We start from the raw sequence: 21,003 nt of genomic DNA on the forward strand, positions 1-21,003 counted from the left end.
GCGAACTTCTCATAATGTAAAATATCAGTATCGCAGTCAAAGAATAGTTAGTTTGATTTTTTTTTGAGTTGTTCAAAGTGTAAGACGTTTGTACTCTTTCGGACTTGAATTTTGTTTTTTCAAGAAGGAGTTTTAAACTCAAGGACTTTCGGTTTCTCTTTTGTTTAGGTGACAGTTTTGTAAACATAAATTCCTTTTCTGAATCGAGAATATTACAAAATGGTTGCGAACTAACAAAGCTGATATATATGGATTTGAGGCACTTTCGCCTCTTTTCTTTTGCTATAATACTTATATAAAGTTACACACGAAAGTATGTAAGTGATTGCGCAAAAACTTGTGTATTTTCCATCAATTATTTGAAGGAGAAATTTCACAATGGACGAAGAAAAATTTCCAATTGTTCTAACTGCCGCACTTCCTGCAGGAGGTACAGGTAAAACACCATTTATTAAGGTTTATGGTGAGTGGAAAGCGAGACAAGGTTATAAAGTTGCTTTGATTGATTTGGATCATCAGTGTTCCTTGACAGAACTTTATGATATTTATGAGACAGAAAATACCTCATTGAATCTGTTCAAGGGTGGAGAAGTTAATTTTATCTCGGTTGAAGAAAATATCTGGCTCTTGCCTGCTCATCCGAATTTACAGTACGAGCCTGCCCGACTCAGAGCAGAAGGTACCCAAAACGTTTACTTTTTATTAGAGGATTGGATGTATGAGCATGAAGACCTCATCAAAAGCTTTGATTATTTGCTTATTGATACGCATCCTGACACAGATACTTTGACTAAAAATGCTTTGGCGATATCAACGGCACAGATTGGTGTTGTCATGCCAACAGAAAAATCAACCAATGCGATTCCCAAGGCTGAACAGGCTCTCATAGATCTAAAAACAGACACCTATGATAAACGACACCAAGAAGAACGAGTGACTTGTGAACTGGTTCTGATGGGAACGAATATTGAAAAGGTTGGGAAGTATTATACCAGACTCTCTAAACAGTTGATAGCTCTTATTTCTGAAGATGAGCGATTTGTTGGTTACATTCCCCATAAAGAACTGTTTGCACAAGCTTTTTCCGATGAAAAGCAATCTATTTGGACACAACTGGAAAAAGAAGCTATTCTGAAAGTCGAAACAAACCAAACCTTTAAACAGCAACTTGAAGAAGTGATGACTGAAATAGATAAGAAAATTGAGGTGTTGACATGGCATTAGGAGATAAACGTCGTGCAGAATCGATTCGTGCAACTCGAAAAGAAGCAGGAAAACAAGAAGGAATGAAACGCGTGGTTATTGCATATTCCTCTCAGAATAAACGAAAAACTCGTTCCCAAAAGAAACGTTATAATTTCTCTTTACGCTATAATGAACGTCAAGCATTGACAGAGTTGACCGATTTGCTTGGTGAAAAGAGTGATTCTGAAGTTTTAGGCAAATTGATTTTGCGTGCGTATAAAGCCGCAAGTGATCCAGAATTTAATTCAAAACAAACAGATATTTTTGATTTTTTATGAGAATTGGGAAGTAAGTTTTGTTATATTGATACAAATTGAATAATATCGTCTGTGGAAAAACAGTCGGTATTTTTTGTACATTTGGTATTGTCGAAAAACAACAATTGCTTAACCATGCGCTTTGTCGCATTGTTGAATTTAAACAATACGAATAAAACAATTCAAATGGAACAATACTAATGGTACTGTTCCAGAATAGCATGTACGAAATACTCTATTAACGAAACACTTTATTTACTAAATATGAAAGAAAAGAATAAAAAAAGAAAAATTTTAAGAGAACAAAAAAATTCTTGATAGAAAAAGTTCTCCCCCTTATAATGGAAAGTACTATGTTTAGAAACGAGAACAATGGTGCTGTTTAGTGAAGAAGCTTATGAATTAGAGATGCAAGAATTGCATGTCCAGCGTTTTATCAAAGAAATGAGGCGTGTAGATCGTGAGCAAGGAGCTTTGTTGGAAAAGGAAGGATGGACCTATAAAGAAACGGCAGAACGTCGTGTGATGTTTACTTTTGGGGAGGTACTTCTTGTCAGAAGATGCTATACCAAAAACGGTAAACGTCGTTACCCTGTGGATGAATATCTTGATTTACTCCCATATAGCAGATACTCTAAAGGGCTGCTCTATAAAATGGCTTCAACTGCGGTTGACTTAACATGTAGGAAAGCAGCTGCTCACTTTAAAGAATTACTTCATCTGGATATCAGTAAAGATGCTGTTCATAAGGCGCGTAAAATGGTTACTCAGCTGTACAAAGAACGTGAGGAATATCGCTTTTTTGAGGAAGAAGAATTCATGAATAAGAAGGAAATAGATATTCTCTATATTGAAGGAGATGGCCTTATTATCAGTACACCAGAATTTATGAATGATAAGAAGAAAACAGATTTTGCCCATTTTCTTATTCATGAGGGTATTGAAAAAGAGTATGGTATGCGTGGGAAAACAGTGAATAAGCATGAAATATGGTCATCAAGCAATAAAAAAGCGAGAGAGGAAGTACTTGATTACCTACATAATCACTATGAAATAAGGAAAGATACACTTCTCATTACAAATTCAGACATGGGGCATGGTTATACCCCTTATGTATTTGAAGAAATTGCGAAGGCGTTTTCATGTAAACATGAACATTTTTGGGACAGGTATCATCTTAATAAGGAGATTTCAATGATGATGAAGCCTTTTCCTGACTCTTTTGAGAAGGCTCTTTTTCAAGCGATTACAGACCACAATAAGCGAGAGGCACGAGAAGTTCTTACTCAAGTCGAACAGCTTATTCCTGAAGAAGAGGTAGAATTTCTTGAGAAATTTTCCAAGTTTTCACGGAAACTCTTAAGGAATTTTTCGTATACTCAAACCCCAGAAATGCGGGGCTTGTCACCCATAGTCCTCGGTATTATGGAAAGTAACCACACAAAAATGTCTTATCGTATGAAGAAACAAGGACGTTATTGGTCGGTGGAAGGGGCATTGACAATGGGGCGAATGATTATTGATAAAATGGAAGGGCGGCTTTATGACCTTTTCTTTGGGGAGTGGCGAGAAAAGTATGCGAAATATAAAAGTATTGAGCAACTGAGTGTGCAGCAGTTTCTAAGAAAGTCCTACATCCCACCAGAGATAAGGCGGGTCAAACAAGCCAATAAATCAGGACGTCGGAGATATTATTAGAGGAAGAAGTCCAATAAAAAACACAATCATTTTTTGAAAATGATTGCGTTTTAACGTGCTTTTTAGTATAATCAATTCGTGATATAAATCAAGAAAAAAGCTCCGACTTCCATTCGGAGCTAGGAGATTAAAGCAATTGGCTCTTGCTTCAATCAACTTTGACTATTTTACACTAGAATGCGTAAAAAATCAAGGCTGAGGATTGCGAGGGGGCAGGCTTCAGCTTTTTTCTATTCTAGCTTAAAAATGTTTGATTATTTTTTTAGTTACGGAAATTTACGACACACACTCATTTGAGCAAAAGCTTGAATTTCAAGAACAATTCTGTTAGAATATTATGGTCTAACAAACTTTGGTCTGGCAAACAGTCCAAGGCAGAAAGGAAATTTTGCAAAATGAAAAAAGACATCCATCCTAATTACCAACCTGTTGTATTTATGGATACAAGTACAGGTTTTAAGTTCTTGAGCGGTTCAACTAAAGGCTCTAAAGAAACTATTGAATGGGAAGACGGGAACACTTATCCATTGATTCGTGTGGAAATCTCTTCTGACTCACACCCATTCTACACTGGCCGTCAAAAATTCCAAGCGGCAGACGGACGTATCGCTCGTTTCAACAAAAAATATGGAAAATAAAGAAAGTGCTTCGGCGCTTTTTCATTTTTACTTATAGGACTATAAAAAATTAAAAAAATATCATATAATAGAGGAAGGTATCACACGATATAGGGATAAGGTGCATGACAAGGAAATGCTCTTTTATTCTGAAATAAAGATAAAGGAAAAAAACAATGAAGTGGTCGATTCTTGAAGTATCAAAAAAGAAAACAATTAAATTCGAGGAAGAACTTGATTTGACCGCTGAGCTTAAGCAGCGTTCAGAAGAAATTCTTGATGCAAAGCCAGTGAAGATTCAAGGACAAATTTCCTATGATACAGATATTTACTACCTAGACTATACGCTTAAAGCGGAACTGGTTCTTCCCTCTTCACGTAGTTTGAAACCCGTCGATTATCTGATGGAACTTTCGGTCAGTGAAGCATTTACAACGGAGGCGTTTCTTAAAGAGAACAAAGATTTACTAGATGATGACATGATCTTTACATTGGACGAAGACTGGATCAGTTTATCAGAGTCTGTAGCAGATAATATTCTTTTAGAAATCCCGTTGCAGATTCTGTCTGAGGACGAGAGGGAGGACGGGAAACTACCGTCAGGGAAAAACTGGACAGTCTTGTCTGAAGCGGATTACCAGAAACAAAAGGAAGAAGAAGCGGATAAGGAAAATAAATCTCCTTTTGCAGATTTGGCGGGTCTTTTCTCGGAAGAAAAGAATTAAGAAAAATCTCATAAAACACTTGCAACAAAATTACAATTGTATTATAATTTTGTTATAGAGGAAATAAAATTAAAAAAGATATAAATGAGGCTAAACTATGAATTCATCTAAACGTATTTTGATTATCGAAGACGATAAAAACATTGCGAGATTTGTTTCACTTGAACTTGAGCATGAAGGCTATCAAACTGCTGTTCAAGACAATGGTCGCAAAGGACTTGAAGAAGCAATGTCAAAAGATTATGACTTGATTTTGCTTGACCTAATGCTGCCAGAACTTGATGGTTTTGAGGTAGCACGTCGCTTGCGCCGTGAAAAAGATACGCATATTATCATGATGACTGCGCGTGACTCAACAATGGACCGTGTCGCAGGTCTTGATATTGGAGCTGATGACTATATCACAAAACCATTTGCTATTGAAGAACTTTTAGCACGTGTGCGTTCACTCTTCCGCCGTGAAGACCATATCCAAGCTGCAGATAAAGCAGACAACACTTCATTCCGCGACTTGGTCATTGACAAAACCAACCGCACTGTTCACCGTGGTAAAAAAGTTATTGACCTTACCCGCCGTGAGTACGACTTGCTTTTGACACTCATGCAAAATGTTGGAGATGTCGTAACACGTGAATATTTGGTTTCAGAAGTCTGGGGTTATGATGAAGGCACTGAAACAAATGTCGTTGACGTCTACATTCGTTACTTGCGTAACAAAATTGATGTGGAAGGACGTGAAAGCTATATCCAAACTGTCCGTGGTATGGGCTACGTCATGCGCGACCGTAAATAACATAGCGAATAAATAAGAAAATTTCTAGTGGCTTTGTCACTAGATTTGTTCCTTTTATGTCATCTAAAAGAAATAGAAAAATGCGACATGATAAAATTTTTTGATGCGAAAAGAGAGAAAACAGAAAGTCTTCCAGAGCGAAAGCGCAGTATCATGCTGCGCTGGGCTTTTGCAAATACAATTTTCTGTTTCATCACTTTCACTATTTTTACAGTACTGATTTATCAACTCACAATAACCACTTTTATTAATGCTGAAAAAGGTGACATGCTGCAAGCCTTGGATAACGTGGAGCAGCGTTTGGCACGCTCTGAAAATGAGCTTACAGAGGAAAACCTCTTTGATTACTTGGGTTATGGACAAGACTATACCGCTTCAAAGCAGTGGCGAGAAAATGAACTTGAAACTTTAGGGAGCATGATTGGTTCGCGAAAGTCTTTTTACGTCTTTGATGTGAATGAACAACTCATCTACTCTACACGGGCCTATAATTTTCCTTTGAGAAAAGATGTGGGAGATTCGAGTGTTGCTATACGCACATTTGGTGATTATTCTGGCTATTTAGCTGAACGACCTGTATTTTCGAGCAAGACAGGGGAATTGATCGGTTATGTTCAGGCCTTCTACGATATGAGTTATTATTACAGCGTACGTACGAAACTTCTTATTGCTCTTATTATTTTGGAAATTATCGCCCTCTTTATCGCTCAGTTTGTGGGTTATTTCATGGCCAGTCGTTACATCAAACCGCTCGAACGCTTACACGATGCTATTACGACCAGAGCAAACAATTTAAGCATGGATTTCAAACCTGTTCTTATTCAAACGGGGGATGAGATTGAAGAGCTGGCTACGGTATATAATGACATGATGATAAAACTCAACGATTATGTGGATCAGCAGAAGCGTTTCGTTTCTGACGTGAGTCATGAGTTAAGAACGCCTCTGGCAGTACTTGACGGACATTTGAACCTGTTGAATCGTTGGGGGAAAAATGATCCTGAGGTACTTGACGAATCACTGATTGCGAGTATTGAAGAAGTAAAAACAATGCGGACAATGCTTGAAGAGATGCTCGCCTTAGCTCGTTTGGAGAGCATTGATTTTCAAGATGAGGACTTAATCTGTGACCCAACGGAAGTTTCGAATTTTCTGATGAAAAACTTTTTACTTATTCATCCCGACTTAAAAATGTCTGTGAAAAACGATTTAAGTCCGGACAGTTTGGCCCATATTTATCCTAATCACTATGAGCAAGGTTTGAAAATTCTGATCGATAATGCGATAAAATATTCGCCAAAAGATCGCCAAGAAGTCAATCTTCATCTTGCAGAAGACGAAGATTATATTATTACGACTGTTGAAGACAGGGGTTATGGAATCAGTGAAGATGACCTGAAACATGTTTTCGAGCGTTTCTTCCGTGCAGATAAAGCCCGAAATCGTGATATAGGTGGTACAGGTCTTGGACTATCTATTATTAATCGCCTTGTGGAAAACTATGAGGGAGAGATTAGTGTTACCTCTGTTTTGGGTGAAGGTTCTAAATTCACGCTGAAAATTCCAAAAATTAAATAAACATAAAAGTCTGTAGATGCCTTAAAGAAGCTGTCGACAGACTTTTTAATTTCCTTATAATTAATTTGACTTGTTTGATGATTCGAGTAAATTGTTGACATTCATCTGAAAAAAGGTTAAGATTTAGAGTACAAAATACAAATAAAATGATAGAGGTCGCAATGAATAGGAAGTTTTACTGAGCTGGACAAGCGTTGAAGTAAAATGGAGGAGACATTGCCGAAATGAATCTACTCGTCCAAGTAGATTTGTTGGGGCAGCAAGGGATACTTGCTGAACTGTCGCAGTTTTGCGGAGTGCTATTCGTTATTGATAAATGCGTCATATTCAACGTTTAGCAACCTCCTTATGTGAAGGTTGCTTTTTATGTTTATTACTACTGTCATCGTATATTCGAATACAATGATAGGGGCATTTCTAGGTTAATTTCCCGCATGTCTCATTGGGAGAAGGCAAAGCGCCTATCCGTGATCTTTACATTATATTGATTTTGTAAAATATGAAAGAGAGAGTGTTATGAAAAGGAAAAACCTATTATTAATTGCCTTGACGTTGTTTACGGTATTATTTATTGGAAACTCAAAGGTTAGTGCAGAGGAGTTCCGTGTGGGGATGGAGGCAGCATATGCCCCCTTTAACTGGACACAGTATGACCAAAGCAACGGTGCAGTTCCTATCGAGGGTGTAGATGGACAATGGGCCAACGGCTATGATGTACAAGTTGCGAAAAAAATTGCGGATAAATTGAATAAAGAGCTGGTCATTGTAAAGTCCAGCTGGGATGGCTTACTTCCCGCTCTTAAGTCAGGAAAAATTGATGCCATTATCGCAGGGATGTCTCCTACAGCAGAGCGTAAAGAACAGATTGACTTCTCAGAGCCTTACTATACGTCGAATCTTGTTATGATGGTAAAAAGTGGCGGAGCGTTTGCCCAAGCTTCAAGTTTGGCTGATTTCTCAGGAGCAAAAATTACCGCTCAGCTCGGAACTTTCCACTACAACATGATTGATCAGATCGAGAATGTAAATAAACAAACAGCCATGAAGGACTTTTCAAGCATGCGAGTTGCCTTGCAGAGTGGGGCCATTGATGGTTATGTTGCAGAGCGACCTGAGGGGATTACGGCAGAAAAAGCAAATCCTGACTTTAAAATGATTGAATTTGGGGAAGGTCAAGGTTTCGTAACGAACTCAGAGGATACGACAGTAGCGGTTGGTGTCCGTAAAAATGACCCTAATTTAGCAGCAATCAATAGCTTTTTAACAGGTTTCTCAGTGCAGGATCAAAAAGAGCTGATGGATGAGATGATTGCTGCGCAGCCAGAAGCAAAAACACAAGGAACTTGGTATGACCAGATTATTGGCATTGTGAAAGACAATGGGAAACAGTTCCTTAATGGTACAGGGATGACATTGTTTATCTCACTTATCAGTACGATTATTGGTACCATTTTAGGGCTTCTTATTGGTGTATACCGTACAATTCCTGAAATCAGTAATAAGTTTTTAGCTTTCTTATATAAAGTGTTTGGCTGGATTATCTCAGCATATATCGAGATTTTCCGTGGGACACCGATGATTGTTCAAGCAATGGTCCTTTATTATGGCTCTGCTCTGGCATTTGGAATTAGCTTGGACCGTACTGTGGCAGCTTTGATTATTGTATCGATTAACACAGGGGCTTATATGTCAGAAATTGTTCGTGGAGGAATCTTCTCTGTAGATAAAGGACAATTTGAAGCAGCACAGGCTCTTGGAATGACACACGGGCAAACAATGCGTAAAGTTGTCTTGCCACAGGTTTTACGAAATATCCTTCCTGCAACAGGTAATGAGTTTGTGATTAACATTAAAGACACATCCGTCTTGTCTGTGATTTCAGTAACGGAACTCTTTTTCCAAGGGACTACAGTGGCACAGCAAAACTTTATGTATTTCCAAACGTTTGCTGTGATTTGCGCAATTTATTTTGTTCTTACTTTCACAGTAACACGTATTCTCCGTTTTATAGAAAGAAAAATGGATGGGCCAGATGCTTATGTTCCAATCCAAAACCAGATGCAAGTCCAAGAATTGGGGGAGGCCTAAATGACAGCTATTTTAGAAATCAATCACTTAAAAAAATCATTCGGAGACAATGAAGTCTTAAAAGACATCCATTTGACCGTTAATACAGGCGAAGTTATTTCTATCATTGGTTCATCAGGAAGTGGTAAGTCAACCCTGCTTCGCTCAATTAATTTACTAGAAAAGCCTAGCGGTGGTGAAATCATTTATAAGGGAGAAAATGTTCTCGAAAAAGGCTTTGACATTCCTCAGTATCGTACACATTTGGGCATGGTTTTCCAAAGCTTTAACCTCTTTAACAACATGAATGTTATTGAAAATGTTATGGCTGGGCAGGTCACTGTATTGAAAAAAAGCCAAGAGGAAGCAAGAAAGATTGCTTTGGAAAATCTAGAAAAAGTGGGGATGGCTAGATTTGCGAATGCTAAACCTGCACAACTCTCAGGTGGACAAAAGCAACGTGTTGCTATCGCACGTGCGATTTCAATGAATCCTGATGTCATTCTTTTTGATGAACCGACATCAGCTCTAGACCCTGAAATGGTTGGCGAAGTTTTGCAAACCATGCAAGGTTTAGCTGAAACAGGTCTTACCATGGTTATCGTCACCCATGAGATGGAGTTTGCGCGTGATGTGAGTGATCGTGTAATCTTCATGGATAAGGGAGTCATTGCTGAAGAAGGCAGTCCTGAAGAAATCTTTGGTTCGCCAAAAGAAGAACGCACAAAAGCTTTCCTCTCACGTTTCCTACGTACTTGAACAAAAAGCAGAAAAGCAAAAATGCTTTCTGCTTTTTTTTATTGTCACCAGTGTAATGTAAACTCTATATTGAAAAAATGGGCAAATAGCGGTAAAATAGAGGGACGTAGAAAGAATAGGGACAATGAAAAAAATCACAACTTTTGAACAAAAAAAAGTGCTTATCCTTGGATTGGCAAGGTCTGGAGAAGCTGCTGCACGCTTGCTTTATTCATTGGGAGCTTTAGTTACTGTAAATGATGGAAAAGCTTTTGATGAAAATCCAGCAGCCAAAGCCTTGCTGAAAGAAGGCATCCAAGTCATTTGTGGGAATCATCCTCTTGAACTTTTGGACGAAGGTTTTGCTTATATGGTAAAAAACCCAGGCATTCGCTACGATAATCCAATGGTTAAACGAGCTTTAGCTAAAAAAATTCCTGTCCTAACAGAAGTTGAGCTGGCTTACCTCGTCTCTGAGGCTCCCATTATCGGTATTACAGGTACAAATGGAAAAACAACGACAACGACACTCATCGCGGAGATTTTAAATGCTGATGGTCGGTCAGCAAAATTAGCAGGAAACATTGGCTTCCCTGCTTCGGAAGTGGCTGCTACAGCTACTGAAAAAGATACTCTTGTCATGGAGCTTTCAAGTTTCCAACTCATGGGGACTATTGACTTTAAGCCAAAGATTGCTCTGATTACAAATATCTTCTCGTCACATTTAGATTATCATGGTTCGCAGGAAGCCTATGAAGCAGCCAAATGGCGCATTCAAGAAAACTTGACTGCTGATGAATACTTGGTGCTTAACTTTAATCAAGAGAAGTGCCGTGCTTTAGCAGCGCATACTGCAGCTCAAGTCGTAGCTTTTGCTACTGAACAGCAAGTCGATGGTGCCTATTCTTTAGAAGGCAAACTGTATTTTCGGGATGAATTTATTATGGAAACCGCAGCACTGGCCTTACCAGGAGAACATAATCTAGAAAATGCTCTAGCAGCAATAGCTGTTGCAAAACTGTCAGGTGTTGAAAATCAAGCCATTATTAGAGTATTAACAAGCTTTTCTGGTGTCAAGCACCGCTTGCAATACTTGGGCGAAATTTCTGGACGGAAAGTTTATAATGACAGTAAGGCTACAAACATCTTGGCAACAAAAAGAGCACTCTCTGGTTTTGAGAACAGTAAGCTGTGGCTTTTAGCAGGCGGACTAGATAGGGGAAATGACTTTGATGAGTTGCTGTCTGCTGTTTCTGGCCTTAAAGGAATGGCTGTGTTTGGAGAAACTGCTCCCAAACTTCAAAAGCTTGCGGATCAGTTACACATCCCGACAGTCCCCAGTGAAAATGTTGCCACGGCACTTAAAGAAGTTTTTGAAAAGTCAACAGCCGGTGACACGATTTTGCTTAGTCCTGCTAGTGCCAGCTGGGATCAATACAAGACCTTTGAAGAACGTGGCGACATGTTTATCAAAGCCTTTGAAGAATTGAAAGGTGAACTGAAATAAGATGAGAATTATTGTAACTGGAGGCGGTACAGGCGGGCATATCTATCCAGCTTTGGCTTTCATCAATCATCTAAAAACGATTGAGCCAGAATCCGATGTCCTCTATGTTGGGACAGAACGGGGATTAGAAAGCAAAATTGTACCTGCGGCTGGCATCGACTTTAAAACAGTAGATATACAAGGTTTCCGCCGTAGCTTTTCCTTTAGCAACTTTAAGACCCTTTATAAATTTTTGAAGTCCACCTCAGACGCTAAGAAGATTATTAAAGACTTTGAACCAGATGTGGTGATTGGTACAGGAGGATATGTCGCAGGTCCTGTTCTTTATGCAGCAGCCAAGCTTAAGATTCCAACACTTGTGCATGAACAAAATTCTATTCCAGGAATAACAAATAAGTTTTTAAGCAAGTATGTGGATAAGGTTGCTGTGGCATTTGAAGCGGCAAAACCCTACTTTCCGAGGGAAAAAACAGTTTTTACTGGTAATCCTCGTGCGCAAGAAGTTGCCAGTTTAGAAGCAACAGATATTTTGGAAACAGAGTATGAGCTCAAAAAGGATAAAAAAACAGTGGTGATTTTTGGAGGTTCACGTGGTGCACAAACCATCAATGAAGCTGTGAAAGCCGCCCTTCCTAAGTTTGCAGAAAAAGATTATCAGCTTGTGTACGCTTCAGGACAGATTTACTACGATGAAGATTATGCAGAATTTGCTAAATATAAGGAAAGTGCAAATATTGCGATTCGTCCTTACATTTCAAACATGCTTGAAGTGCTGGCGTCATCAGATTTAATTTTATGCCGTGCAGGAGCAACGACGATTGCGGAAATTACAGCACTTGGTCTTCCAACCATCTTTGTGCCGAGTCCAAATGTAACGGCAGACCATCAAACGAAAAATGCTCAGGCACTTGTTGACATTGGGGCTGCCAAGATGATCAGAGATGCAGAGCTTACGGCTGAAAAAATGCTGGAAAGCATTTCGGAAATATTTTCTGATGAAAGTCTCTATCAAGCCATGTCGGAAGCCAGTAAAAAAGCAGGAGTTCCTGATGCAAGCGACCGACTTTATCAACTTGTGAAAGAAATTAAAAATAATGAGTGAAGAAAACCTTACGCCTTGGCAAAAGAAACATCTGGAATATCAGCGCCGTAAGGCTGCTGAAAATCAAGAGAAGTCTGAGGAGCCTAAAAAACGGAAGTTTTTGAAGAATAAAGAAGACGATACGGCTAAAAATCAAGAAGATATAGGTCAAGATTCAGAGAGCCAGTATATTGAAGACGGGGAAGAATCAGTAATGACTCACTCAGAAGAGTTTTCTGAGATCGCTGAAGAGGAAGAAACGAAACCCTCTTACTTTGAAGGCAGCTTTGAAGTCTTTAAAAAAATGTGGCCCTTGCTATTAGTGGCTGTCTTACTTTTCATTGTTTCTGTTTATGCTGTATCACCGATAAGTAAGATTGGTAAGTTTACTGTGTCTGGAAATCAGCACGAATCTTTTGAAGCAATAGTAGAAGCCTCGAATTTAAAACCAAGAGATAGAATTTACGGTGTGATTAGAAATCGACGAGGGATTGAGAACAGTATTGTCCAAAAATTCCCACGTGTGAAAGCAGTAGAGATACAAGTTACTTTTCCTAATCATGTTGAAGCTAAGGTCACTGAGTTTCAGACAGTGGCTTATGTTGAACAGAAAGGAAAGAACTATCAAGTTTTAGAAAGTGGCTATATTCTGAGAGATGAAGAGATTCCAGGGGATAAACTTTCAAACCATCCTTTACTTAAAAGTTTTTCAGATCAAGAGGTAGAAAAATTTGTTACCGCTTATATGAAATTGAAACCTGAAATTCGCAGCCTTATTACTACGGTAAGCAAAGCACCGACTAAAGCAACAAGTGATTTCCTTGCCTTAGAGATGTCTGACGGCAACCAGGTACGTGTTTCCTTGAGCCAAATAGCAGAAAAGATGCCTTACTATCCAAGCGTTGCTAGTCAGCTTACCCCTCCCCAAGTGATTGATATGGAGGCTGGGATATACGCGAAATCTAAGGAAGAGTATCTCAATGATTTGAAAAATCCTGAGGGTGAGAAAAAGGACTCAGAAGATACTGCTGAAACGACAACTCAATAGTCTGGAGCAAAAATAGAAAAGATTGATTTCAGGCAAAGCCGAAAAAAGCTTAACCACAGCATTCATATGCACGTGATTAAGCTTTTTTGTTTTTAAGTCATTTGGTTCAATATTTTTATAGTATCTTAAAGTAAAAGAAAAACGGTTTTCTTTTAAAACGAAAACCGTTTTTACTTTTAAGCGTTCAAGACTTTTGACAAGAAGTCTTGTAAACGTGGGTGCTGTGGATTGTCAAAGATGTCTTCTGGCTTACCGTCTTCAAGGATAACACCAGAATCTGTGAACATGACACGGTTGGCAACTTTGCGTGCAAATCCCATTTCATGTGTCACAATAAGCATTGTCATACCATCGTCAGCGATACGGCGCATGAGGTCAAGAACATCACCAACCATTTCAGGGTCCAAGGCGGAAGTTGGCTCATCAAAGAGCATAACATCAGGATCCATAGCCAAGGCACGAGCGATAGCAACACGCTGTTTTTGCCCACCTGAGAGCATCTCAGGCATGGTATCTTTCTTCTCTTCTAGCCCAACCGCTTCAAGCAAATGAAGTGCTTTTTCTTTGGCCTCTTCTTTTGTTAGTTTCTTAAGCTCAACAGGCGCATACATGATATTTTCCAAAACAGTCATGTTAGGGAAAAGGTTGAAATGCTGGAAAACCATTCCGACATGTTGGCGAACCAAGTTGATATCTGTGTTTTTATCCGTGAGGTTGTAGCCGTTGATAATGACATCACCACTGGTGGCGCCTTCTAAGCCGTTCAATGTACGGAGGAAGGTTGATTTACCAGAACCTGAGGGTCCTATGATACAGACAACGTCCCCCTTGTTGAACTTTGCCGAGATACCTTTGAGGACCTCGTTTTTACCATATGTTTTGTGAAGATCAGTGACTTCGATTTGTACAGACATATCTTTAATCTCCTTATTTCATTTTTTGTTCAATGCGACGTCCAGCCCACATCAAAAGAAGCAGAACAATCATGTATATCAAACCAATCAAACCATAAACACGGAAAGCTTGGAAGTTACGTGCAACGATGATTTGACCAGCTTGTAAGAGCTCAACCAATCCGATAACAGATACTAAGGTTGTATCTTTAAGCGTGATAATAAATTGGTTAATCAAGCTCGGAATTGTAATCTTGACAGCTTGTGGCAAGATTACTTTTTGCATTGTCTTCACATAAGGAATTCCTAGTGAGCGACTGGCTTCCATTTGTCCAGCTGGAACAGCAGCAATACCACCGCGAACGATTTCAGCGATATAGGCTGATTCATTAAGCGTTAAGGCAATAACACCGGCAGTGAACTCGTTCAGAGGACTTTGATGACCTGTAAGGAGTTGTAACATGTTTGGAATACCATAGAAAATGAAGATAGTCAACACTAAGAGAGGAATAGAACGGTTAAGGTCAACGTAAATGCGTGAAATCGTACGCAAAACTGATGAAGGACTAGCTGAGAAAAGTCCAAAGATGATACCGACAATCATAGCCAGGACAAATGAAACTAAAGCAAGTTGAATCGTAATCCAGAGTCCTTTTGCCAGCTGTTTCCAGTTGTTTTTCAAGATGCCAAACATCGTGCTTTCTGTATCTGATTCAGATGCTGTCTCTGCTTTTGAAGTCAGATATTTGTCAAGGATTTCTTGGTATTTTCCGCTAGCACGCAGTGAAGCTAGACCATTGTTAAACATTTCAATCAATTCAGGATTTGTTCCTTTTTTCACGGCAAAGCCATATTGACCAGTTGGGATACCTTCAAAAGGTGTTTTAAATTCCTGCCCTTGCTTGATGGCATATTTAACCACGGGTTCGTCATCCATAAAGGCCTGTATTGAACCGTTCTTCAATGAAGAATACATTGAAGTTGCATCAGTAAAGGTTTTTAAAGTATAACCGTACTTGCTTTCATTTTTAGTTAGGTAGTCATAAGAAGCTGTACCATTTTTGGCACCTACCTGTTTCCCCTTTAAATCTTCCCATGTTTTAATGTCATCGTTAGACTTAGAAACAGCGAGAGTCAGATTAGAGTCAAAGTAAGGATCGCCAAAGTCAAAGACTTTTTTGCGTGCGTCAGTAATAGACATACCAGCCATCATTGCATCTGCATGTCCAGCTTGGACAGCATCTACGGCAGGTTGGAAACCAACGTGGTTCCATTTAATTTTAAACCCTTGTTGTTCAGCAATTGCGTTAAGCAAGTCAACGTCAATCCCGGTGAATTTTTTATCCGTATTTTGGAATTCAAAAGGGGCGAAACTATTGTCAGAAGCAATAGTATAAACATCTTTTTTAGGTATAGCTTTTTTACCACTTGTGTATTTTTGAACGATTTTATCATAATCGCCATTGGCTTTCATTTGAGTGAGAGCCTTATTGAAGCCATCAATTAATTTAGAATTTTCACCTTTCATCACGGCAAAACCGTAACCTCCTGGAAGTGAAAAAGAGGGGAGTTTGATGGCCAGGTCTTGACCTTGACTGATGGCATAAGAAATGACAGGAGCTTCATCCATGGCGCCGACGATATTCCCTGAAGCTAGTGATGCAAACATGCGCACCCCATCAGGATAAGTCTTAATGGAATAGCCGTATTTATCTTGATTTTTTAGCAACCAATCATAAGCAGCTGTCCCTTTTTTAGCACCAACAGCTTTGCCCTTAAGTTCATCATAGCTCTTAAGCGTAGAAGCTTTTGTTGTAGCCAAAGTAATAGCTGAGGTATAGTAAGGCTCAGAAAAATCAAAAATTTTCTTACGTTCGTCAGTGATTGACATCCCTGCAATAACGGCATCGGCTTTTCCAGCTTTTAAGTTTTGAAGAGCAGCATCAAAGCCGGGGAAGGTCATTTCAAGCTTCCAGTCATTGATCTTTGCAACTTCTTTCATGATATCTACATCGATACCTACCCAGTTTTTATTTGAATCTTGAAATTCAAAAGGGGCATAAGCATTATCACTTGCGACACGCACGGTTTCTTGAGCGCTGACGTTATCAGCAGTTACGAAGGACATTCCAGTAAGCGTGGCGAATATTAAAGATAATGTAAAGAATAATTTCTTCATTTCATTATTTCTCCTAAGTTTCATTAATTATATAAACAAATCATATACATGCCAGTATACCACAAAATAGCCTTGAAAAAAATAATCCGTGTCATAAAACATGACATGTAAAAAACTTGAGAAATGAATTTATAATTTTTTCTACAAAAATACACAAAGGAAGAATTTGATAAAGGGAATTATTTAGTGTAAAATTAAAAATGCAGCAACACTTTAACAGAAAGAAGAACTAAAACATGTTTGTCACACTTTCAATCTTTGGCTTTTTCAACGATTGGATTTCCAGTTTCTTGAATACGCCAGGCGCCCACATCTGGGTCTATGTACTTTTAGGTGCCATTATCTTCATCGAAACAGGATTAGTAATTTTTCCGTTTCTACCAGGTGATTCAATTCTCTTTTTTGTCGGCTCTATGGCAGCCTTATATCCAAATAAATTATCAATGCCCTTTCTAATTATAACGATGGGGACTTTGGCTTTTCTCGCAAATCTTCTTAACTATGAAATTGGGCGCAGGTTTGGAGATGTCATCCCTAAACACAAAAGTTTATCCAAATTTTTAAAACCAGAATATATTGAAGAAGCAGAACAATTTTTTGTGAAATGGGGGTCTTGGGCGATCTTCCTTGGGCGTTTTATGCCTATCATTCGTACAGTAGTTCCCTTTACAGCAGGAACCAGTCGTATGCCGCATAAAAAGTTCGTCCTCTATAATTTTTTAGGTGGTTTTGCTTGGGTGATTGTTGCTCTAGGTGCTGGTTTCCTTTTTGGACAAGTTCCATTTATTAAGAAAAATTTTGAGTTGGTCATGTTAACTATTGTTGCTGTATCCTTACTTCCGGCAATGATTGGTGTGGCAAAACGATTTTTCACAGGGCGCAAAGCAGCATAAATAAGTTATAATAGTATTAGTTATCTAATACTATTTTTTATATTAAAAATCAATGCGGCAAAACAACTAATAGATACGGGTAAAATATGGAGATAAATGGATACACGAGGATGGCGGCAGTTTTAGCCTATCCTATCAAACATAGTTTCTCACCCTTTATCCATAATCGTGCATTTGAACTGGTGAACGAAAATGGTGCATATCTGGCTTGGGAACTTAAAGATGAAAAATATTTAGGCCAGACGGTAAATAATGTTAGAACTTTGGACATGTACGGGCTTAACATCTCGATGCCTTATAAGTATAAGGTAATCGAATTTTTAGATGATTTATCGGAGGAAGCACGCTTGATGGGCGCTGTGAACACTGTTGTCAATCATAGCGGGAAGCTGGTAGGCCATAATACAGATGGCATAGGATTTTTTAATGCCCTAACTTTTGAGCCTAAGGATAAAAAGATGGTACTTATAGGCGGTGGTGGCGCCGCCCTTGCCATTATTGTTCAAGCTTTCCTGCTCGGGATGCGAGAAATTACTGTTTTTGCTAGGCGGTCTAGTTCTTACAAGGCCTTGGAGCAACGCGTGGAAGAATTAGCGACTCAAACACAAAGTATACTCAGAGTTTTCGACTTGGCTGATACCTCACGTCTACAATATGAAATTACTGAAGCAGATCTACTGGTTAATGCAACACCGGTCGGTATGTTGGACAAAGCAATGCCCGTCTCGTCTTCTATTAATCTCCCCTCTCATCTATTAGTGGTAGATACGATTTACAAGCTACAGGAAACGCCATTGATGAAATGGGCAGAAGCTCAGGGAGTTCAAACGAAAAATGGCTTGGGAATGCTTCTTCATCAAGCTGCGGCCTCTTTTGAATTATGGACGGGGAAGAAAATGCCTATTGGGCAGATAGGACAGGAATTGGAGGAAAAAAATGAGATTAAAAGTTGATCTTCCACGAAATCCTTATGACATTCTTATCGAAAAAGTCAGTTTATCCTCTGTCGGAAACTGGGTCAGCAGTCTTTGGGAGAAGCAAAAGATTGTCCTCGTGACAGATAATAATGTGAATGCGTTCTATGGTACTGGGGTAAGAACCCATTTGGAGCGCGAGGGTTTTGAGGTTTTTACTTTTGAATTTCCAGCAGGGGAGGCGAACAAAAACTTAGCTACTGTAGAAAGACTTTGGAACTTTTGTGCTGAACAATCTCTGACACGTTCAGACGGCATTATTGCCTTGGGAGGAGGAGTTGTTGGTGATCTGGCTGCTTTTGCTGCCAGTACTTATATGCGGGGAATTCATTTTCTCCAAATCCCCACCAGCTTGACCGCACAAGTTGACAGTTCTATTGGTGGAAAAACTGGTGTGAATAGTGCTTATGCGAAAAACATGATTGGCACTTTTGCACAGCCAGGTGGTGTACTGATTGATCCAGAAGTCTTAAAAACGTTACCCTCTCGAGACTTCCGTGAAGGCATCGGGGAAATTGTGAAGTGTGCCCTTATCGCAGATAAGGAGCTGTGGCAACGTCTATCCAAGTTGAAAAATGCTCAAGAATTATTACAGGAAGCAGAATACTTTATTCATGCAGCCTGTGAAGTAAAGCGAAAACTTGTAGTGGAAGACCAATTTGACCAAGGAACGCGGCTATATTTGAATTTTGGTCACACCATTGGCCATGCTGTAGAAACTTGGGCGGGCTATGGTCAAGTTATGCACGGTGAAGCTGTTGCTATTGGCATGGTCCAAATCAGCAAGGTTGCGGAAAGTAAAGGGCTTATGCCCAAAGGGATGACAGAAAAAATCAGAGAAATGCTGCAAAAGTTTCAACTTCCTCAAACTTATCAGCCTTGGGATGAAACGGCTTTGTTTGACATAGTCGTGCATGACAAGAAGGCACGGGGCAATAGAATAAAGACAATACTTGTGCCAGAAATTGGACGTGCCACAATCCATGAAATAAGCCTAGAAGAAATGCGAGAGTACCTAAAGGTAGGAGGCAGTGACAGTCTCTGAAGAGTGGGCATTGTTGATGAAGATTGACTAAAAGAGTTAATACAGGCTCATCTTTCGCCAAGATTTTGGAAACAGGGCTTATAAAGACTGCTTGTTTCTCATAAATAAGAATACAATGGAGAAAATAATCAAAAAATTATAATGTTTGTCTATCTTGGAATAGCACTTTTTGCGGGTTTTTTACTAGCAAACCAAAACCCGATTAACGCCGAACTTCGCAAAAATGTTAATTCCCCATTTTGGGCATCGACAATTTCTCAAATTATTGGGGTTGTTTTCTTAGGTACAACCTCATTGCTTTTAACGGGGAACTTGTTTCCGTCTGCCGAATTTATCCAGTCTCATCCAGTCTGGATATGGATTGGTGGCTTACTTGGTCCTGTCTATGTCACGTCTAATGTTTTCCTTTTTCCAAGATTAGGCGCTGTGCAGACCGTTATTTTCCCTATTTTGGGGCAGGTAGTGACAGGTGTTATTATTGACAGCTTTGGCTGGTTTTACGCAGTCCATATTCCTATGAGTGTGATGCGTGTTTTGGGAGTTCTTATTACAATATTAGGTCTCCTGATTGCTGTAGTCCTCCCGAGTCTAAAGGACAACTCAAACCAGTCCGAACCGAGACCTAACTTGTTGCCTTGGCGACTCTGGGCAATTATATCCGGTTCATTTATGGCAATTCAGCAAGCGATTAATGGACACTTGGGCCTTTTGTTGCAGAGGCCTATTCAAGCTTCTTTTATCTCCTTTTTTATCGGTTTAATCGCTATTCTTCTTGTTACTTTGCTGATTGAGCGGCGCCTTATCACTAAAGTAGAGTTAAGACAGATAAAAAAATGGAACATGTTAGGCGGCATTTGGGGGGCTTTCTTCGTTTTAGGTTCGGTTTTGGCCGTGCCAAAGATGGGCGCGGGGCTCAGTATCATGATGGCTCTTTTAGGACAAATCCTTGGGTCAATGTTGGTCCAACAGTTCGGTTGGTGGCGTTCAGGTACCTATCCGATACGCATGATACAAGTTGTTGGTCTTGGGCTCATGCTGGTGGGTATTGTTTGTATAAAATTTTTGTGAGGTCATATGTTTAGAAAAAAATCATTTGAAGTATTTGATATTGAAGGTCTGGATGCGCGTATGCAAGCTGTGCGCTCGGAGATTCAACCTGTTTTTATGGAGATAGGTGAGGTCTTGAAAGAAAGAATCAGTCAAGCTTTTCCAGAGCAGGATTTTTATCTGCACATTGCTCAGCATCGACGCCGCACCAGCCATGCTCCAGAAAATACGTGGTCAGCCATCGGTCGACAAAAGCGAGGATATAAGATGGAACCGCATTTTCAGCTAGGCATTTGGAAAGACTATGTGTTTATTTACCTTTCCATCATTGATCAACCGAAAGGTCAGCAAGACTATGCTGATAAATTAACTCAATTTGGCGCTTTGCCAGCCGGTTTTGTTCTTTCAAAGGATCATACGCAGCCGAACTTTTATGAAACCAGCCATTTTTCAGAACTGATCACACGTTTGAAAAAGGTAAAAAAAGCAGAGTTAGAAATAGGGAAAGTTTGGGAAGCTTCTCGTTTTGATGGGAAGCAAGACGAAGTAATCTTGCAAGAAATGCTTGAAACTGTTGACCTTCTACTTCCCATATACAAAGGATTGATGGAGGAATAA

General features: G+C 39.4%; 19 protein-coding genes and 1 riboswitch. Of the genes, 17 read left to right on the plus strand and 2 right to left on the minus strand.

Annotated features, from left to right (window positions below; genetic code table 11):
- Positions 1-378: 378 nt before the first annotated feature.
- The 12 genes from B4H39_RS08195 to B4H39_RS08250 all read left to right on the plus strand — a co-directional run bounded on the left by B4H39_RS08195 (position 379) and on the right by B4H39_RS08250 (position 13,354).
- Positions 379-1,224 (plus strand): ParA family protein, encoded by an 846-nt coding sequence (locus tag B4H39_RS08195; protein WP_251421859.1) that lies wholly within the window; start codon positions 379-381, stop codon positions 1,222-1,224.
- Positions 1,215-1,523 carry a hypothetical protein gene (locus tag B4H39_RS08200; RefSeq protein ID WP_251421862.1) on the plus strand — a complete coding sequence of 103 codons (309 nt, stop codon included), beginning with the start codon at positions 1,215-1,217 and terminating at the stop codon, positions 1,521-1,523. Before B4H39_RS08195 ends, B4H39_RS08200 begins: the two co-directional genes overlap by 10 nt.
- Positions 1,524-1,877: 354 nt before the next feature.
- Positions 1,878-3,200, plus strand: a complete 1,323-nt coding sequence (locus B4H39_RS08205) for an ISLre2 family transposase (protein WP_420908628.1) — start codon at positions 1,878-1,880, stop codon at positions 3,198-3,200.
- 395 nt (positions 3,201-3,595) lie between these two features.
- Positions 3,596-3,838 carry a type B 50S ribosomal protein L31 gene (locus tag B4H39_RS08210; RefSeq protein WP_202231356.1) on the plus strand — a complete coding sequence of 81 codons (243 nt, stop codon included), beginning with the start codon at positions 3,596-3,598 and terminating at the stop codon, positions 3,836-3,838.
- Positions 3,839-3,993: 155 nt separating this feature from the next.
- On the plus strand, positions 3,994-4,542 hold the full coding sequence (locus B4H39_RS08215) for a YceD family protein (RefSeq protein WP_251421867.1): 549 nt from the start codon (positions 3,994-3,996) through the stop codon (positions 4,540-4,542).
- 97 nt (positions 4,543-4,639) lie between these two features.
- Entirely contained in the window at positions 4,640-5,335 is a 696-nt protein-coding gene (locus B4H39_RS08220; RefSeq protein ID WP_202231358.1) for a response regulator transcription factor, read from the plus strand.
- A gap of 87 nt (positions 5,336-5,422) precedes the next feature.
- Complete coding sequence (locus B4H39_RS08225; protein WP_251421870.1) at positions 5,423-6,913, plus strand: HAMP domain-containing histidine kinase; 1,491 nt, start codon at positions 5,423-5,425, stop codon at positions 6,911-6,913.
- Positions 6,914-7,055: 142 nt separating this feature from the next.
- Positions 7,056-7,223, plus strand: a riboswitch (Lysine riboswitch).
- A 206-nt stretch (positions 7,224-7,429) separates the two neighbouring features.
- Entirely contained in the window at positions 7,430-9,001 is a 1,572-nt protein-coding gene (locus B4H39_RS08230) for an ABC transporter permease subunit (protein ID WP_202231360.1), read from the plus strand.
- Complete coding sequence (locus B4H39_RS08235; RefSeq protein ID WP_251421872.1) at positions 9,002-9,739, plus strand: amino acid ABC transporter ATP-binding protein; 738 nt, start codon at positions 9,002-9,004, stop codon at positions 9,737-9,739.
- 124 nt (positions 9,740-9,863) lie between these two features.
- Positions 9,864-11,225: a UDP-N-acetylmuramoyl-L-alanine--D-glutamate ligase gene (gene murD / locus B4H39_RS08240; protein WP_251421877.1), complete on the plus strand. Its 1,362-nt coding sequence runs from the start codon at positions 9,864-9,866 to the stop codon at positions 11,223-11,225.
- Between the two features lies 1 nt (position 11,226).
- Entirely contained in the window at positions 11,227-12,327 is a 1,101-nt protein-coding gene (gene murG / locus B4H39_RS08245) for an undecaprenyldiphospho-muramoylpentapeptide beta-N-acetylglucosaminyltransferase (RefSeq protein ID WP_251421881.1), read from the plus strand.
- Positions 12,320-13,354 (plus strand): cell division protein FtsQ/DivIB, encoded by a 1,035-nt coding sequence (locus tag B4H39_RS08250; RefSeq protein WP_251421884.1) that lies wholly within the window; start codon positions 12,320-12,322, stop codon positions 13,352-13,354. The genes murG and B4H39_RS08250 overlap by 8 nt, the downstream gene beginning before the upstream one ends.
- Positions 13,355-13,530: 176 nt before the next feature.
- Here the strand turns inward: B4H39_RS08250 and B4H39_RS08255 are convergent, their stop codons facing one another.
- Both B4H39_RS08255 and B4H39_RS08260 read right to left on the minus strand, forming a co-directional pair.
- Positions 13,531-14,268 carry an amino acid ABC transporter ATP-binding protein gene (locus tag B4H39_RS08255; protein WP_251421887.1) on the minus strand — a complete coding sequence of 246 codons (738 nt, stop codon included), beginning with the start codon at positions 14,266-14,268 and terminating at the stop codon, positions 13,531-13,533.
- 13 nt (positions 14,269-14,281) lie between these two features.
- The gene (locus B4H39_RS08260; protein WP_251421890.1) at positions 14,282-16,426 is read right to left on the minus strand and encodes an ABC transporter substrate-binding protein/permease; all 2,145 of its coding nucleotides are present in this window, start codon (positions 16,424-16,426) and stop codon (positions 14,282-14,284) included.
- A gap of 236 nt (positions 16,427-16,662) precedes the next feature.
- Between B4H39_RS08260 and B4H39_RS08265 the strand changes: the two genes are divergently transcribed.
- The 5 genes from B4H39_RS08265 (at position 16,663) to B4H39_RS08285 (ending at position 21,003) form a co-directional block, all read left to right on the plus strand.
- Positions 16,663-17,319, plus strand: a complete 657-nt coding sequence (locus B4H39_RS08265; RefSeq protein WP_251421893.1) for a VTT domain-containing protein — start codon at positions 16,663-16,665, stop codon at positions 17,317-17,319.
- An 86-nt stretch (positions 17,320-17,405) separates the two neighbouring features.
- The gene (aroE, locus tag B4H39_RS08270; protein ID WP_251421896.1) at positions 17,406-18,272 is read left to right on the plus strand and encodes a shikimate dehydrogenase; all 867 of its coding nucleotides are present in this window, start codon (positions 17,406-17,408) and stop codon (positions 18,270-18,272) included.
- Entirely contained in the window at positions 18,256-19,338 is a 1,083-nt protein-coding gene (aroB, locus tag B4H39_RS08275; RefSeq protein ID WP_251421899.1) for a 3-dehydroquinate synthase, read from the plus strand. The genes aroE and aroB overlap by 17 nt, the downstream gene beginning before the upstream one ends.
- Positions 19,339-19,479: 141 nt before the next feature.
- On the plus strand, positions 19,480-20,406 hold the full coding sequence (locus B4H39_RS08280) for a DMT family transporter (RefSeq protein WP_251421901.1): 927 nt from the start codon (positions 19,480-19,482) through the stop codon (positions 20,404-20,406).
- Between the two features lie 6 nt (positions 20,407-20,412).
- Entirely contained in the window at positions 20,413-21,003 is a 591-nt protein-coding gene (locus tag B4H39_RS08285) for a DUF1054 domain-containing protein (RefSeq protein WP_251421903.1), read from the plus strand.

It is taken from the genome of Lactococcus sp. UBA7128, assembly GCF_002492185.1.
In the GTDB taxonomy this organism is placed as follows: Bacteria; Bacillota; Bacilli; order Lactobacillales; family Streptococcaceae; genus Lactococcus; species Lactococcus muris.

Bases quoted from the DNA above. Each gene is read 5' to 3' on its own strand.
- B4H39_RS08195 (WP_251421859.1), top strand. From the start codon at position 379: ATGGACGAAGAAAAATTTCCAATTGTTCTAACTGCCGCACTTCCTGCA.
- B4H39_RS08200 (WP_251421862.1), top strand. From the start codon at position 1,215: ATGGCATTAGGAGATAAACGTCGTGCAGAATCGATTCGTGCAACTCGA.
- B4H39_RS08210 (WP_202231356.1), top strand. From the start codon at position 3,596: ATGAAAAAAGACATCCATCCTAATTACCAACCTGTTGTATTTATGGAT.
- B4H39_RS08215 (WP_251421867.1), top strand. From the start codon at position 3,994: ATGAAGTGGTCGATTCTTGAAGTATCAAAAAAGAAAACAATTAAATTC.
- B4H39_RS08220 (WP_202231358.1), top strand. From the start codon at position 4,640: ATGAATTCATCTAAACGTATTTTGATTATCGAAGACGATAAAAACATT.
- B4H39_RS08225 (WP_251421870.1), top strand. From the start codon at position 5,423: ATGATAAAATTTTTTGATGCGAAAAGAGAGAAAACAGAAAGTCTTCCA.
- B4H39_RS08230 (WP_202231360.1), top strand. From the start codon at position 7,430: ATGAAAAGGAAAAACCTATTATTAATTGCCTTGACGTTGTTTACGGTA.
- B4H39_RS08235 (WP_251421872.1), top strand. From the start codon at position 9,002: ATGACAGCTATTTTAGAAATCAATCACTTAAAAAAATCATTCGGAGAC.
- murD (WP_251421877.1), top strand. From the start codon at position 9,864: ATGAAAAAAATCACAACTTTTGAACAAAAAAAAGTGCTTATCCTTGGA.
- murG (WP_251421881.1), top strand. From the start codon at position 11,227: ATGAGAATTATTGTAACTGGAGGCGGTACAGGCGGGCATATCTATCCA.
- B4H39_RS08250 (WP_251421884.1), top strand. From the start codon at position 12,320: ATGAGTGAAGAAAACCTTACGCCTTGGCAAAAGAAACATCTGGAATAT.
- B4H39_RS08255 (WP_251421887.1), bottom strand. From the start codon at position 14,268: ATGTCTGTACAAATCGAAGTCACTGATCTTCACAAAACATATGGTAAA.
- B4H39_RS08260 (WP_251421890.1), bottom strand. From the start codon at position 16,426: ATGAAGAAATTATTCTTTACATTATCTTTAATATTCGCCACGCTTACT.
- B4H39_RS08265 (WP_251421893.1), top strand. From the start codon at position 16,663: ATGTTTGTCACACTTTCAATCTTTGGCTTTTTCAACGATTGGATTTCC.
- aroE (WP_251421896.1), top strand. From the start codon at position 17,406: ATGGAGATAAATGGATACACGAGGATGGCGGCAGTTTTAGCCTATCCT.
- aroB (WP_251421899.1), top strand. From the start codon at position 18,256: ATGAGATTAAAAGTTGATCTTCCACGAAATCCTTATGACATTCTTATC.
- B4H39_RS08280 (WP_251421901.1), top strand. From the start codon at position 19,480: ATGTTTGTCTATCTTGGAATAGCACTTTTTGCGGGTTTTTTACTAGCA.
- B4H39_RS08285 (WP_251421903.1), top strand. From the start codon at position 20,413: ATGTTTAGAAAAAAATCATTTGAAGTATTTGATATTGAAGGTCTGGAT.